The 15,340-nt window shown below is 41.3% G+C and carries 14 protein-coding genes; 13 read left to right on the top strand and 1 reads right to left on the bottom strand.

Annotated features, from left to right (window positions below; all coding sequences use genetic code 11):
- Positions 1 to 57: 57 nt before the first annotated feature.
- Together KA713_17375 and KA713_17370 are read left to right on the top strand one after the other, a co-directional pair.
- A complete protein-coding gene (locus KA713_17375; protein UXE66204.1) occupies positions 58 to 840 on the top strand; it encodes a DUF2520 domain-containing protein in 783 nt (260 codons plus the stop codon).
- 64 nt (positions 841 to 904) lie between these two features.
- A complete protein-coding gene (locus KA713_17370; protein UXE66203.1) occupies positions 905 to 1,216 on the top strand; it encodes a hypothetical protein in 312 nt (103 codons plus the stop codon).
- Between the two features lie 330 nt (positions 1,217 to 1,546).
- On the opposite strand, the gene KA713_17365 is transcribed toward KA713_17370, so the two are convergent.
- On the bottom strand, positions 1,547 to 1,726 hold the full coding sequence (locus KA713_17365; protein ID UXE66202.1) for a hypothetical protein: 180 nt from the start codon (positions 1,724 to 1,726) through the stop codon (positions 1,547 to 1,549).
- Between the two features lie 50 nt (positions 1,727 to 1,776).
- Between KA713_17365 and KA713_17360 the strand changes: the two genes are divergently transcribed.
- The 11 genes from KA713_17360 (at position 1,777) to KA713_17310 (ending at position 15,256) form a co-directional block, all read left to right on the top strand.
- A complete protein-coding gene (locus tag KA713_17360) occupies positions 1,777 to 5,286 on the top strand; it encodes a tetratricopeptide repeat protein (GenBank protein UXE66201.1) in 3,510 nt (1,169 codons plus the stop codon).
- Positions 5,287 to 5,519: 233 nt separating this feature from the next.
- Positions 5,520 to 6,008: a thermonuclease family protein gene (locus KA713_17355; GenBank protein UXE66200.1), complete on the top strand. Its 489-nt coding sequence runs from the start codon at positions 5,520 to 5,522 to the stop codon at positions 6,006 to 6,008.
- 44 nt (positions 6,009 to 6,052) lie between these two features.
- The gene (locus KA713_17350; protein ID UXE66199.1) at positions 6,053 to 6,427 is read left to right on the top strand and encodes a hypothetical protein; all 375 of its coding nucleotides are present in this window, start codon (positions 6,053 to 6,055) and stop codon (positions 6,425 to 6,427) included.
- 57 nt (positions 6,428 to 6,484) lie between these two features.
- Positions 6,485 to 6,739: a hypothetical protein gene (locus tag KA713_17345; protein ID UXE66198.1), complete on the top strand. Its 255-nt coding sequence runs from the start codon at positions 6,485 to 6,487 to the stop codon at positions 6,737 to 6,739.
- Complete coding sequence (locus KA713_17340) at positions 6,736 to 7,041, top strand: type II toxin-antitoxin system RelE/ParE family toxin (GenBank protein UXE66197.1); 306 nt, start codon at positions 6,736 to 6,738, stop codon at positions 7,039 to 7,041. Before KA713_17345 ends, KA713_17340 begins: the two co-directional genes overlap by 4 nt.
- A gap of 3 nt (positions 7,042 to 7,044) precedes the next feature.
- Positions 7,045 to 7,692: a deoxyribose-phosphate aldolase gene (gene deoC, locus KA713_17335; protein UXE66196.1), complete on the top strand. Its 648-nt coding sequence runs from the start codon at positions 7,045 to 7,047 to the stop codon at positions 7,690 to 7,692.
- A 145-nt stretch (positions 7,693 to 7,837) separates the two neighbouring features.
- Positions 7,838 to 9,457 carry an NADP-dependent glyceraldehyde-3-phosphate dehydrogenase gene (locus KA713_17330; protein ID UXE66195.1) on the top strand — a complete coding sequence of 540 codons (1,620 nt, stop codon included), beginning with the start codon at positions 7,838 to 7,840 and terminating at the stop codon, positions 9,455 to 9,457.
- Between the two features lie 307 nt (positions 9,458 to 9,764).
- Entirely contained in the window at positions 9,765 to 12,470 is a 2,706-nt protein-coding gene (locus KA713_17325; GenBank protein ID UXE66194.1) for a hypothetical protein, read from the top strand.
- A gap of 28 nt (positions 12,471 to 12,498) precedes the next feature.
- Complete coding sequence (gene proC, locus KA713_17320) at positions 12,499 to 13,296, top strand: pyrroline-5-carboxylate reductase (protein ID UXE66193.1); 798 nt, start codon at positions 12,499 to 12,501, stop codon at positions 13,294 to 13,296.
- 1 nt (position 13,297) lies between these two features.
- The gene (locus tag KA713_17315; GenBank protein UXE66192.1) at positions 13,298 to 14,488 is read left to right on the top strand and encodes a class I SAM-dependent RNA methyltransferase; all 1,191 of its coding nucleotides are present in this window, start codon (positions 13,298 to 13,300) and stop codon (positions 14,486 to 14,488) included.
- Between the two features lie 12 nt (positions 14,489 to 14,500).
- Positions 14,501 to 15,256: an OmpA family protein gene (locus KA713_17310; protein ID UXE66191.1), complete on the top strand. Its 756-nt coding sequence runs from the start codon at positions 14,501 to 14,503 to the stop codon at positions 15,254 to 15,256.
- Positions 15,257 to 15,340 lie beyond the last annotated feature (84 nt).

Raw genomic sequence — 15,340 nt, 5'->3', positions numbered from 1 at the left:
AATGCGAGTGATGATATTTGTCATAGAATTGGTTAAAATAGAATTAATTTTAGGAGCATGGACAATTCGTTTATCTCTTTCATCGGCTCCGGAAACTTGGCATGGCATTTAGCACCTGCCCTCGACAATGCTGGTCTTATTGTGAAAGAAGTGTATAGCCCCAATCCGCGCGATGCCGAAGAATTGACCGAGCGCCTTTACCAAGCCGAAGTAAAAGCTTCCCTCGATTTCTCAACAAGTGATTCAACCATTTTTATAGTAGCCGTCAGTGACGATGCCATCTCAAACGTAGCACAAGAGATTGTTCTTCCAGATGAGGCTGTTTTGATTCATACATCGGGCAGCCAACCGTTGAGCAAATTGCACTACGCAGCCGCCCAGCACGTTGGGGTACTTTATCCCCTTCAGACTTTTTCAAAAGCAAAAAAGGTTGATTTTAAAACCACTCCCATTTTTATAGAAAGCAATACGGAAGAAGCAGAAAAAGTATTGATGTTACTGGCTCAAGCCATAAGTCAGCAAGTGGCAAAAATAACTTCAGAAGAAAGAAAGGCGTTGCATCTGGCGGCCGTGTTTGCTTCTAATTTTACCAACCACATGCTTACCATCAGTAAAGATATCTTGCAACAAAACAGCATCGACTTCACTTTTTTAAAGCCATTGATTTTAGAAACCATCACCAAAAGTTTAGCTCTTGGCCCCGACCAAGCACAAACCGGCCCTGCCATGCGTGGTGATTTAGAAATTTTGGATAAGCATTTAGAATTTTTGCAAGAAGACGAAAGCGTGGCCGAGATTTATAAAGTTATCAGTCAGCATATTGTGGATAGGTATCAGTAGAAATTGTTTTGAAAGAAAAAACTATCTTTGGTCACTCAACCAATGGCTTTGGCCATTCAACAACATGAAAAATCTCCTCTATACTTTGGCCTTGATGTTATTTATAAGTACTATTAGCTTGGCTCAAGACACCTTACAAGTGAAGCCATCCAAGTCTGTTCAGCTAGTACCAAATCAGCCCAAACCTCTCTTTATATTAGATGATGTAGAAATGCCCTGCAGCGATTTGGGAGCCGTTAAACCTGAAGACATCGAAAAAATTGACGTTTTGAAAGACAGCAAAGCCGTAGAGAAATACGGAGAAAAAGGCAAAAACGGGGTATTAATCATTACCACCAAAAAATACAAGACCAAAAAATCCAAGTCGGGTCAATAACCCAAATTTTTCCAAAACCCTTATAGCCTGAGTCCTTGCCGAGTCGATATGGTGTGTTTTATCTGTGTTTGTTTGCCCTAATCGAAGGTTACATCCCTGCGCCCATCAGAATGGAAAAGCTGCTGACCGGTCAAATTCCGCCTGTCATAGAGTTTGGCTAGTATTTTAAGTATTAGTTCGTATATTTACGTTATTATATTTAAAATCTGGAAGTTATGAAAATGATGCCTGTTAAGTTTTACTATGCCCGGGCGAGGGTTTTTGCCTATTTGATTGGTTTTGGCATACTGGCCTACTTGGTCGTTGAATTTTTGAAAGTCTTCTAAACGATTAGTTATGAGCCGCAAACACCGTGGAGATATTCACATAAAAGGCTACTACCAGCGGGCCAAAGTGTTCGGCTATTTGATTTTGGCATCCATTATAGGTTTCTTCATTTTTTATCTTTTCCAGCACTTTACCCGATAATATCGTCCTTTTTGCGATGTGAGGAATACCTCTAATTTTCATCTTTTCGCTTCGGCTAATTCTCTATTTTTACTTTTCAAATTTTGACCGTCATGCGATATTTAGCGATAGCATTTATTTATATTTCTTTTTCAGGATTCGCCCAAAAGCCTGCCTTGCCAGCAGCCAAGCAAGATTCCATACAACAGATCGTATATCAAGAAGCACTTGAGAAACTAAAGCAAGGTAAATTCAGAGAAGCGTCTGTTCAGTTTTCGCAGCTTATTACCACTGGCTTTTCAAACAAAGAAGTTTTTGTAAAGCGTGGCATTGCCAACTTTTATCAAAATGATTTTGAAAAAGCCAAAACTGATTTTGATGAAGCGGTGAAAGCGCGCATCAACACCGCTGAGTTATTCCAGTTTCGCGGCAACGCAAAATACAAGCTAGAAGATTTTCAAGGCTCGATTGGTGATTTGGAAAAAGCCGTGCAGATGGGCGTTAATCATTTCGAAACGTTCGCCAATCTCGGCAACGCAAAATTTCTGGCCGAGAATTACAAAGATGCCATCACCAATTACGACAAAGCTTTTGCCACTGGCAAGAAAGATGCTGTGCTGTATAATAATCGCGGTAAAGCAAAAATCAATCTAAAAGATTTAACTGGCGGTGCCGCGGATTTTGACGAAGCCCTCAAGCTAAAACCCGATTACGACAAAGCGTTGGAAAATCGAGCTGACACGCGCTACCAACTTAAAGATTGGAAAGGGGCTTCTGCTGATTTTGAAAAAATTGTATTTACTGGTAGAAGCAATGAAGATTTGTTTCAAAAAATAGGCACTTCAAAATTTAACCTCAACGATTTTGTAGGAAGCGCTGAGGCATTGAAAAAAGTAGTGGCAAAAGGGGTGAAAGACAAGGAAGTGTTCCGGATATTGGGATTAAGCCTATCAAATGCGAAAGACTATCAAGGAACTGCGAATGCATTGGCAGCGGCTGTATCGCTGGGTGCTAGCGACAAAGCAGTATTTGAGCAACTGGGCATCGCTCAGTATTTTCTGAAAGACTATAAATTAGCAATTGAATCCCTGAGCAGAGCCATTACCAGTGGCGTTGCCACCAAAGAAGTTTATTTATACAAGGGCAATGCAGAATACAATCAAAAAGATACTGACAATGCCGTAAAAGACTTGGAGAAAGCCGTTTCGCTGGGCGCATCCGATTACGATGCGTTTAAAAATTTGGGTGATGCCAAGTTTTTGAAAAACGATTTTGCTGCAGCGATTCAGTATTACACCAAAGCAGTGGCCTTTCCAGCAGCCGATGCCGTGGCCTTCAACAATCGCGGTAAAGCAAAAGCCTCATTGGGCGATTTTGCTGGAGCACTTCCGGACTTTGACAAAGCGATTTCGCTTAAGCCAGACTATACCAAAGCCCTTCTGAATAGAGGTACTGTGCGTTTTAACCAAGGTGATTTTAAAGGCGCAGCCGAAGATTTGGAAAAAGCAAAAGCTGAGGGCGAATCGGCTGAAGTACTGCGCATGTTGGGTGTGGCCAAATACAATTTGAACGATAAAATCGCAGCCAAAAATTATTTAGAAAGCGCCCTCAAAGCTGGATTGAAAGATGCGAAAGCAAATTTCTATTTAGCTAATTTACGATACGATGCGAGTGAATTTAAACCTGCCATCGAAGCCTTTACGACAGCCGAAGCAGGTGGCGAAAAAGATATTTCTCTTTACGAAAAAAGAGGCAAGGCCTTGTACCAAACACAAGATTTTGGCGGAGCGATCTCAGATTTAGAAAAAGTAAACCAAAAAGGTTCTTCTGATTTAACTACCGTAGAATTTTTGGGTATCGCCTACATGCAACAACAAAAAACAAAAGAGGCGCTCGTTTACTTAGAAAAAGCCACTATGATAGGCAGTAAAAATAAAGACGTTTATTTTCAAGTGGGGAACGGCCGATTTAAAGACAACAACTTTGCGGGGGCTATTACTGCGTATGACAAAGCCATCGAGTTGGGCGCAAAAGATGAAGTGGTATTCAACAATCGCGGAAAAGCCAAACTCAATTCCGCACAAGCAAAAGAATCTATTGCAGACTTTGACAAAGCACTGCAAGCAAAACCCAACTATCAGCAAGCACTGAAAAATCGCGCCTCAGCGAACTATTCATTAAAAGAATGGCAAAAAGTAATTACCGACATTACTGCATTGGGCACCAACGCCAGTGCCGATGAATCGGCCTTGGCAGGAATGGCCAAGTATCAATTGAAAGATTACGCGGGGGCAATTGGTGATTTGAGCAAAGCCATTGATGGCGGTACGAAAGACCTGCCAGCCGGCAAGGCAGCAACGCAAGTGTACTCACTACGCGGCAGTGCATATTTTGAAACCCAAGATTTTGCCAAAGCACTTCCTGATTTTAACAAAGCCATTGAGCAAGGCGAAACTTCTGCTGAAATGTTTTTCAAGCGTGGCGCTTGTCGTTTTTATGCACAAGAGTACAAAGCTGCCTTGCCTGATTTAGAAAAAGCCATTGTCAATGGCTACACCGAAGGAACTGCCTACGACATGCGTGGCTTTTGCAAATTGGATAACAAAGATGCCGAAGGCGCACTCAACGATTTCAACACGGCCATCGAAAAAAATCCAAAACTGAGCAATGCTTTTTACCATCGTGGCGATGCCAAGTTCCGCACCAACAATTTTGCGGGAGCGGTGCAAGACTATACGCAAGCCATCACCATGGGAATAGTGGAATCCGTTATCTATAACAATCGCGGCAAGGCATATTTCAATTTAGAAAAATACGAGGATGCAATTTCAGATTACGGAATGGCGATTTCCAAAAAAGAAGACTACGTGCGTGCGTATGAAAATCGTTCGGCTGCCTACCTCAAAACCAAAAAATTTCCAGAAGCAATCAAGGATTTACGCCAAATTGAAAAGATGACGGAAAAGCCCGATGCGAATTTTTATCAGCAAATGGGAGAAGCGTATTTTGAAATGAAGAACTATCCTCTGGCAAAAGAATATTTAGACCGCACGATTGCGGGCGGCAATCGTGATAAAAATATTTTATTCATGAGAGGAAAATCGCTGGCCGAACAAAAGGAATATCAACTGGCAGTGCGTGATTTTGATGAAGCGTTGAAGGCAGGCGAAAACACCGTAACACTTTTCCGTGAACGTGCCAATGCGTATTTGGGATTAGGAAACCGCAAAGCAGCGATTGATAATTTGGGCAAAGCGATCGCATTAGAACCCAATAATTCCGATTTGCATTACAATAGCGGATTGATTAAAGAAGAAGGACAAGAATATGAGGGTGCCAAGCAAGATTACGACAAGGCCATCAAATTAAACCCTAAGGACGCATCCGCATTTTACGGTCGCGCGAACTGCAAAGCAGAATTGGGTGACCCCGGTGCCGGAATTTCAGATTTAGACGAAGCCATTCAAATAGATCCTAAAATATCTGCTTATCATAAACTAAAGGGGAATTTCAACTACGATTTGGGAAACAAAAACGAGGCTTGTGCGGATTGGCAAAAAGCGGTGGAACTGGGCGATGCCAAGGCAAAATTTTCGATTGATCAGTATTGCAAGAAAAAATAGCTCATTTTCTACTTACTGGATTTCTTTTCCCATAAGGGGAAATAAGAGTTTTCTGATTAATTTAACAATTGTGCCTTAAAAAATCCCAAGGCAAGACATTTGGCCTCTTACTTTCTAATTCCTCATTAATTCACCAATCAACCTTACATCTGTGCGCAAACGGAAGTTTTGGCCGATGAATTGCAAGTTTCAGAGTTGAAATTTATGGGATGAAATTAAAAACAAGAATCATAATGAAAAGCATTGGATGTGCGCTGCTCGGGCTGTTGCTTTCATCGGTGATGTTGCAGGCGGAAGTGATTGCCGGAAAAGTAGTAACAGTGATTGATGGAAATACGTTGGAAATTTTCACTCCAGAAAATGAAACGTACAAGATTTTACTTTTTGGAATTGATTGCCCAGAACTAGGACAAGAGTATGGAAAAAAGGCAAAGCGGTATTTAGAGAAATTGATTTTGAACAAAGAGGTGAGGGTGGAAATTCAGGGCATAGACCGTTGGGGAAATCGCTTAGGCATTATTTTGTTTGAAGGAATTGACCCGCGTGAAGAATTATTACAAGAAGGATTGGCCTGGACATCGGAAAAAAATCCAATAGAAGCATTTGAGTTGATGAAAGAAAAATCAAAAGAAAAAGGTAAAGGGCTATGGAAAGAACAAAACCCTACACCTCCGTGGATTTTCAGAAGGCAGCAAACGATGACGCAGCTTAAGACCAGCTAACTGGCTGCGAAATAAAAAAGATAAAACTACGTTATACCTCCACTATGCAAAAAAAGTGGAGTTTTTTTTATGCCTTCGTGGCCGTGCTTTGGTCACTGAGTGCAAGCGGGCAAGACAACACCAAGGGTGACAAGTCTCCTGATTTTTTTACAGAAACTCAAGCAACAAAGAAAGTTCACCTTACGCGGGAACAAAAAAGACGACAACGACTTCTTTTCAAAAAGCCAAATGTCAAACACACTGCGCGCTACGAATACTATCAGCGCATGGAGGAGGTGGCCAAAGAAAAAAAACGGATGTTGCGCCAGATGGCTAAACCGCAATATTCTGATTTTGCCTACTTCGGACACAAGCATAAACCCAAGAAAAACAAACCGTATGCCATGCGGTATTGTAAAGAGTGTGGGATAAGGCACTGAGGATTTGTGATTTTAGATTTATGATTTGCGATTTCGAGGTGTTATATTTGTTTACTTATGAAAACAGTCGAAATCAGAGAAAAGCTTCATCATTACATTGAAACCGCCCAAGACAAAAAGGTAAAGGCCATTTATGCAATGGTTGAAGATGAAATTCAGGAAACGTATGATTACTGGAATGATGACGAATTTTTAACAGAACTCAGAAGAAGGCAAGAATCTTATATCTCGGGCGAAGCAAAAACTTATACGCTGCAAGAAACAATGAGTGATATAAAACAAGCTATCAAGAAAGTCAACAAAAAACGGTGAATGGTCTAGTAATCTTTGAAGAGGCCAAACTTGAATGGCAAAATTCAGTCATATGGTATGAAGAACAAAGCTCTGGATTAGGGCTTCGATTTGCCGAGGTCATTGAAAAGAAGATTGAGCTTATTACCGAATCTCCTGAACTATTTCCAAAAAGGAAGAGTAATCTGCGTGAAGCAGTCGTTAACATTTTTCCCTTTAGCATCATTTTTGAGTTCTATCAAAAAAGAAGTTTAGTTACAATTGTCTCCGTTTTCCACAACAAAAGAAACCTGAAAGAGAAGTTTAAACGAGTTAGGAAATAGCTTTTGGAAAATCTCTCCCGCTACATCGAACACACCAACCTAAGCCCTACGCTTACCATCAAAGACATTGATACGTTGGTAGAAGAGGCAACTCAGTATAATTTTTTGGGAATCTGCGTTCCACCATTCTGGGTGAAGCGCGCGCAACGAGAAATTGGAAAAGAAAAAATTCTGTTGGTTACAGTGGCAGGTTTCCCGCTTGGCTACTCAATGACTGAAACCAAATTGGATGAAATCAAGCGTGCCATTGATAACGGTGCCGATGAAGTGGATGTGGTTTGGAATATCTCTTCTTTTAAAACCGGTATCCCGTGGACGAAAATTGAAATCGCCAAGTGCAGCAAACTCACCCACGACCATCAAAAGATTTTAAAAGTAATTCTTGAAACGGCTTATCTATCCGATGCCGAAATCATTGAAGCATGTAAACTTTGTGCCGATGCCGGTGTTGACTTTGTCAAAACATCCACGGGCTTCGCACCAAGCGGAGCAAAAGTGGAGCACATTGCATTAATGCGAAAGTCGTTGCCTGCACACGTGGGCATCAAAGCATCAGGTGGAATAAAAACCAAAGAGCAAACGTTAGCACTCATTCAGGCAGGGGCCGATAGAATTGGGACTTCTTCTGGGGTGAAGATTGTCTCTAAATAATTTTTTGCTCCATGCCTCAAACTTCATGGCACCAGCCTGTAGCCTGAGGCTTGCAGAGTATGGCCTAAATGAATCACATTCTTAGTTTAAATTAAAATTAGTTTGCAAGCTAAATTTGTAACTTTCGTTTCCAAAACCAAACTACATGAGCGATTTTTTATCGAACCTCTTCCCTGCCGAAAAAGACATTCCTGTACAATTTCAACTTCCCCACTATTTAGAACAACGCGAGTACCTCATCGGTGGGGAATTGCGCACGTGGTCGGGCACGGTCAACCCTGTGGGAAGTCCGGTTTTTTTAAAGGACGGAACTGGCTACAAACAAAAAGTAATTGGAAGCACTCCGTTGCTCACTAAGCTCGAAGCTTTGCAAGCGTTGGATGCAGCTGTAAAAGCTTACGACCTTGGTCATGGTGTGTGGCCAACTATGAGCGTGACCGAACGCATAGAACATGTAGAAAAATTTCTGAAAGCCATGCGCCTGAAGCGCGAAGAGGTAGTAAAGTTATTGATGTGGGAGATTGGCAAGTCACTGAAAGATTCCGAAAAGGAATTTGACCGCACATGTGATTACATCAACGACACCATCAAAGCATTGAAAGACCTCGATCGCAACTCGGCAAAGTTGGTGGAAGAGCAAGGCTTTATGGCGCAAATTAGGCGCGTACCTTTAGGTGTGGCGTTGTGCATGGGACCATTCAATTATCCGCTCAACGAAACATTTACTACACTCATACCCGCCCTTATCATGGGCAACACCGTTGTCTTCAAACCAGCGAAATATGGAGTGTTGTTGGTTCGCCCTTTGTTGGAAGCCTTTCGTGATAGTTTCCCCGCGGGTGTCATCAACATCATTTATGGAAGAGGGCGCGACACAGTGGGCGCACTGATGGAGACAGGCAAGATTGATGTGTTTGCTTTCATCGGTACTAATAAAGGCGCAAACGATTTGAAAAAATTACATCCCAAACCACATCGTTTGAAATCTATTTTGGGTTTGGATGCCAAGAACCCAGCGATTGTGTTGGCGGATGCCGATATTGACAATGCGGTGACAGAATGTATCACAGGTTCACTTTCGTTCAACGGTCAGCGATGTACCGCACTGAAAATTTTGTTTGTACATCAATCCATCGTAGAAAAATTTACGCAGAAGTTTTTAGCGGAAGTAAAAAAACTAAAACCCGGCATGCCGTGGGATACAGGTGTAGGCCTCACGCCATTGCCAGAGCCCAGCAAAACTGATTACTTAAAAGGATTAGTGGACAATGCCAAAGCCAACGGGGCAAGCGTGTTGAATGAAAATGGAGGAGAGATGTTCCATTCTTTTTTCTACCCTGCCGTAGTGTATCCGGTAAACGAAAAAATGCACTTGTACCACGAAGAGCAATTTGGTCCGGTGGTGCCGATTGTTCCGTTCAATGATGAAAAGGAAGCTATTGATTATGTGGTGAACTCCAACTTTGGGCAACAAGTGAGCATCTTTGGCAACGACTCGAAAAAATTAGCGATGCTGATGGATGCGTTTGTAAATCAAGTGGGACGGATTAATGTGAATACACAAAGCCAGCGTGGCCCCGACACGTTTCCATTCAACGGAAGAAAAGATTCAGCTGAAGGAACGCTATCCGTAGCCGATGCCTTGCGGGTGTTCTCCATGCGCACCATCGTGGCCGCCAAGAGCACTGATGCCAACAAACAGATCATTTCACAGATTATCAAAAACCGCGAGTCGGCATTTTTGAGTACGGACTATATATTTTAAACTCTAAAAATTGGAATTGAAATATAGACTCCAAAGTTGCATTTCCAGTGAGAGGTAAACGCTATGGTCGTTAATAATCGGCTGGGATATGCTTTTGTTGTATCCATTCGATTGGAAGAATCTCTGCAAATGAACTTTTCTTGTTTTCGAATGCCTAATGTTAATGTCATTCTAGTTGTTTGTACATCCCCAAGAAATCACATGAGCCTGTAGGTGCTTTAAGCATTCAATTTTTCTTATTCCGGAACTTGATATTTTGGACATCCAAGTAATGCTTTAGATTTAATAAATTATCTTGCCTTGGATTATGAATCCAATGGAAAAAAACCTGATTGAATTTATCTCTAGAGTTACCTATAACATTGAGGGATTGCCAAATGAGCTAAAGCTCTATTTCAGCCAATTTTTAATCTCTCATTTTTCAAATATAGTTTCAAAAGAGCAGATAGAAGACATTGAAAATAGAAAGGCCTCGAAGGCCATTAAGCATGACGATTTGATTCAAGCTTCTTCATCTTTTTCTACGAAAGATAAGGTGTGGTGTGTGGCAGCCATGAACCATTTGCGAGCGCAGGCTGAAAAACTGGATGATAGAATTGTATCACGAAAGATTGGAGGCATAATAAATGAGTTGACGCTTGCATTTGAGCTAAAAAACCAACAAGAGTTAATCCAACAGGAACAGAAGCAAATTCAACTGGAGATACATCAGTTTCAAAATCGGCCAGTTATAAAAATACTAACTAAGATTTGGCCGCTTGCACTAGACTACGCCATTCGATTTGCTCTTCTCTTTAGCTTTAGTTACTGGGAACTCGACAAAGGCTTTTTGGCACTTCTTAACATCTTGTTCATCCCACTCTTTGTTCTTGCCTTCGTTTATGTCTTGGGAAGAAGACATCGAAAAGCGAATCTTAAATTGCTCGATTCGTATGGTGGCTCCACTCAGTATAAAATTGAATACCGCGTTTCGGCCAACCAATACACATGGCTAGCATTTTTTCTTTGCTCTAGCATCTTCATCAGCTATCTGCTTCCTGACCAACTATACATTGTGGCACTTTTTGGTCTTACTTTTTATTACTTCCTCTACTTGCGCTATTTTCGTATTGGGCGGTTGGGAGAGAATGATTTAGTTAGACAATTGGAGAACAAACAGATTGACACCACAAACCTTACGGCAGATGAAAATGATGAAGCCATTGTATCGCTCGAAACGAAATTAAATTCTTCTACCAGCCGATTAGAAGCGTATGTCTTGGAAAGCGCACTTTTTGGTGCATTGACCTTCAGTGGTTTTTTACAAATCATGGCTACCGATTTGGTTTCCTTTAAAGATTTAGAAGATTTTTCAGCTTATATCTTTTCAACGGCACAAGCGCTTATTCACTTTGATTGGGCAAAATTTGATGCCGGTATAAATGGGCTCAGTAACAAGAAGAGCTTGTTTTGCCTTGTTTCAGCGCAAAGCCTTACCTGCTCCATTTTCTTTTTGGCGGTAATTGCTTCCCGTCTTCGGTTTAGCGATATCGCAGATAAAGTACGCACCGCCATTAATCTGGCCAAGGCATACAACGCCAAAGAAGAAGTGCTCCACGATGAGCAAGAAATCACTGGTAAGACAACCAAGCGATTGGAATTGCTGACGGTAAAAGTAAATGAGCAATTGTACCAGGCTACTTTGATTTTAGAGGAGATAAATCCCGTGATGCGGTACATGGAGTATTTTCGCAATGCGGGCATTCTTGTTTTTCTAGTCATTCTTATCAGCAGCAGTTTGTTTATTACCAGTATTTTGGGTTGGACATTTTTTGCACTCACCATTGCCACTTATCTATATTTCAATAGGGCCAAAATTAGCGTCCGTATAAAGGCGTTCTCCCTTAATTTTCGTATTGGGTTTATAAAGTATGGATACTGGCTATTCTCCTTAACTATATTGCCGCAAATTTTTGCTTTTGTGCTGCGGGTATTTTTTCATGTAAGAGATACCGATTTTCTATTTGCTGTAAGCTATTTTTTAATCGGGCTTTACTTGTTTGCTTGGCTTATTTTAGCGGCACACGTTGATGAAAAATTTGGTGATATTGAAGTAACCAAGAGAGAACAGACAAGAATAAGCCGATGGAAGTTTGCAAAAACAACTTTGGCCATTTTGATTTTGATAGTGAGTATTGGTTTAGCATTTAAACAACTTCGGTTTGCTGGGGCAAATGAAATGTTAATCTTAGGTTTAACCTTCACTGGGTATACTATGTATTTTGTTGGTTACTACCTTACCAAAACGAAATGGATTGGAATTGTGTGCGGATTGGTTATGTCAGTGAGCGGTATTGGTGCGTTGTTTAAAATACAACATTGGGAAGGAGCTGAAGAGATGCGAATTATTGGAATCAGTTGCTCTTTGATATTGCTTCCGCTAATTGTGTGGAAGCGAAAAAGCTTTCATTTTCTTATGGTGCGCTTTTGCGTTGCTACCCTTTTAATGGGAATATACTTTTCACCCATGTTTAATAAACTAAGATTGAGGGTGCAGATTTGCTACGAACATGGAACACTTGATGTAAAAAATATTTTTGAAGCATTGCAAAAAAATGAAAGCAATAGATTCCTTTTGCAACGCGAAAAAGCACTGGAGGCTGGTATAGCGAGAAGTGATTGGTACATTCAACAATATGGAAATCAATATGGGTTTACACAAGTTTATCGTTTTTTAGCTGAAGAATATCGCAATTTTGCAATTGCTTCATTGAGGCCGAATGAAGAAACAAATAAAATTGACACAACTTTATTTCCGTTGGCGTTGAAAGCACTTCATCAAGAGTTTAAAATCATTAAACTCTTTAAGTTTGAAAATTTCTCAGATGATTTTGAGTTAGAGACGGATGTTTTACTAGCAATGGGTAAGAAAGAAGAGGCCATCCAAGCGCTAGAGAAGATAATACCCCAGTTGGTTTATGATGGGGATAAGGAATATCTAAGAAAAAAATTGGCTTCTATCAAAAATCAATAATCATATTTGCACTTACATCTAAATATTCATGACAAAAAAGAAAATCGCCATCATAGGAGGAGGAAATTTAGGCATTGCCATTGCCGAAGGGCTTATTAAGAGTTCGTTTGCAAAAGCCAGTGATATCACCGTTACGCGAAGGACACTCGCTCGCCTACATGAATTAAAAGAAAAAGGCGTGAATACGACCGATGACAATGAGGCTGCCATCTGCGGAAGCGAAGTAATCATTGTGGCTTTAAAACCTTTTAATGTAAAAGAAGTGCTTACTGGTCTAAAGAAATCATTTGACCCGAAGAAGCATATCATCATCAGCGTAGTAACGGGCGTTTTTTTGAAGGACTTGGCCGATATTTTTGAAAGCGACTTTCCCATTTTCCGTGCCATGCCCAACACGGCCATCGCTATTCAAGAATCGGTAACTTGCATTTGCCAACGTGGCGCCACCACTGAACAAATCGAATATGTAGAATCTCTTTTCAATCAGTTGGGCATTACTATCCCGATTGAAGAAAAACTAATGGACGCGGCTACTGTTTTGGGAGCTTGCGGAATTGCGTATGCCCTTCGCTTTATTCGTGCGGCCACGCAAGGAGGAATTGAAATTGGCTTTGATGCCAAGACGGCAAATTTGATTGCCGCGCAAACAGTGAAAGGGGCAGCCGAGCTTTTGCTGCAAGGCAATCGCCACCCCGAAGAAGAAATTGATAAAGTGACTACACCCAAGGGTTGCACCATTGTTGGCCTAAATGAAATGGAGCACCGCGGGTTTAGTTCAAGTTTGATAAGAGGGATTGGGGCTTCTTTTAATAAAATCACACAATGAAATGAGCAACTTCACCACCTCTAGCCGCATCATCATCACTTGTCCAAAAAGACTTTCTCCTTTTTTAGCGCAAGAAGTAGAAGAACTTGGCTTTACCCTTGAACGAAAATTTATTACGGGTGTAGAGCTGCAAGGCACCGTCAATGATTGCATTCGGCTCAACCTCAATCTGCGCTGTGCTAGTCAAGTACTTTTTTCGCTCGATGCATTTACTGCCCGAGATCCGGAAGAAGTTTATAAGAAATTGCTTCGCTATCCATGGGAGCGTTGGCTGTCGCCACAAAGTTATTTTTCGGTCACCAGCAATGTGGATCACTTCACTGTCAACAACGATATGTTCATTAACGTGAAAGTGAAAGATGCCGTAGCGGACCACATGCGCAGAGAAGTGGCCGCCCGACCGGATTCTGGTTCTTCGCATGATAAGGCGGTACTTCATTTGTATTGGAAGGACGACAAAGCAGAAATTTTTTTGGATACCTCTGGACAGACATTAGCCAAGCATGGCTACCGAAAAATCCCCGGTAAGGCACCCATGCTCGAGGCATTAGCGGCCGCTACTATTTTTGCTTCCAAGTGGAATCAGAAAATGCCCTTCATCAACCCCATGTGTGGATCAGGCACATTAGCGATTGAAGCAGCTTTGATGGCTACCAATCGCAGGCCAGGGCTATTCAGAAAAAACTATTCGTTCATGCACGTGTTGGGCTACGATGAGAAAGTATATGCAGAAGAAATGGGCAAACTACAGTCGCAAATTGTGGAGGCACCCGATTTGAAAATAATTGCATCGGACCTTAGCGATGATGCCATTCAAATAGCAAAAGTAAATGCAGGCATAGCAGGTGTTGAAAGCTTAATCCATTTTGAGCTTTGTGATTTTGAACTGACCACATTGCCAACAGCACCTGCCATTGTTTATTTTAATCCCGAATATGGCGAACGTTTGGGCGACCCCGTTGAGTTGGAGGCTACTTATACCCGTATTGGTGATTTTATGAAAAAGAAATGCCAAGGTTACACAGGCTATATTTTTACAGGCAACCCCGACCTTGCAAAAAAGATCAGATTGAAAACAAGCAAGCGGTTAGAGTTTTATACCGCCCAGTTGGACTGTAGATTGTTGGAGTACGAGTTGTATGGAGGCACACGGAGGGTTGATAAAAGACCTGTTGACGTGGAGGGTGCTTAGCTATTGGGGTGAATGCTCTCATTGAATGCAAAGAAATTTTGTTTACTCTTTTTCCTTCTATTGCTAGGGGTAAAAATTTCTTTGTCACAAAACAAAATCAACTCTCGTCTTTTCTATCTAAAACCACCGTTGTACGATAGTAAGTCCAAAATCAGAAAAGTAGATTTTTCTGCATTTCGGGTTTTGATTTCGGTACCAAAAGATGAAAGGGAAAAATTCTATGGCGAGGTAGTTTATAAAAAATTAAAGGTTAAGCCACTCGAAGAATTTTTTAAAACGCCCATAATCAATGAAATCCAAAAGAAAATTGAGTTGGATTTCAAACGATTAGGTGCAAGCCAAACTCATGTAATCAGCCAATCATTGGTTGTCATAAATCCTACCGTAGAAATTTTTTACCCCAAAGTGGCAGGATTTGTGAATGGAAAGTCCTTTGCAAAAGTTAGGCTGCACTTTACGGTCTTGAAAAACGATTCGCTTGTGAATTCTTACCCAGAGCTAGATGGAGTGGTAACCTTTTTAAAAGAAAACCAAAAAGTGAAAATAGAATTGCAAGGCCACACTGATAACCAAGGAGACGCGCAGAAAAACATGGAGCTGTCGCAACAGCGAGTTGACCGAATAAAAGCTTATTTAGTTTTGAAGGGAATCAAACCTAACCGAATAAGTGGTAAAGGCTTTGGTGGCACGAGGCCAATAGCTGCCAACAAAGATGAAGAAGGCCGAAGACTAAACCGAAGAGTAGAGTTTGTGATTGTGAAGCGGTAACCTAATCGACTTGGTTAAACACTATTTTCATCTCACTCGGTTTTGATTGCATCAACTGGATTCGTTGCCCCCGATTTCAAGGCG

The organism is Chryseotalea sp. WA131a (assembly GCA_025370075.1).
Lineage (GTDB): Bacteria > Bacteroidota > Bacteroidia > Cytophagales > Cyclobacteriaceae > ELB16-189.
The sequence above is the reverse complement of the archived record's forward strand: the minus strand, read 5'-3'. Positions and strand labels throughout refer to the sequence as shown.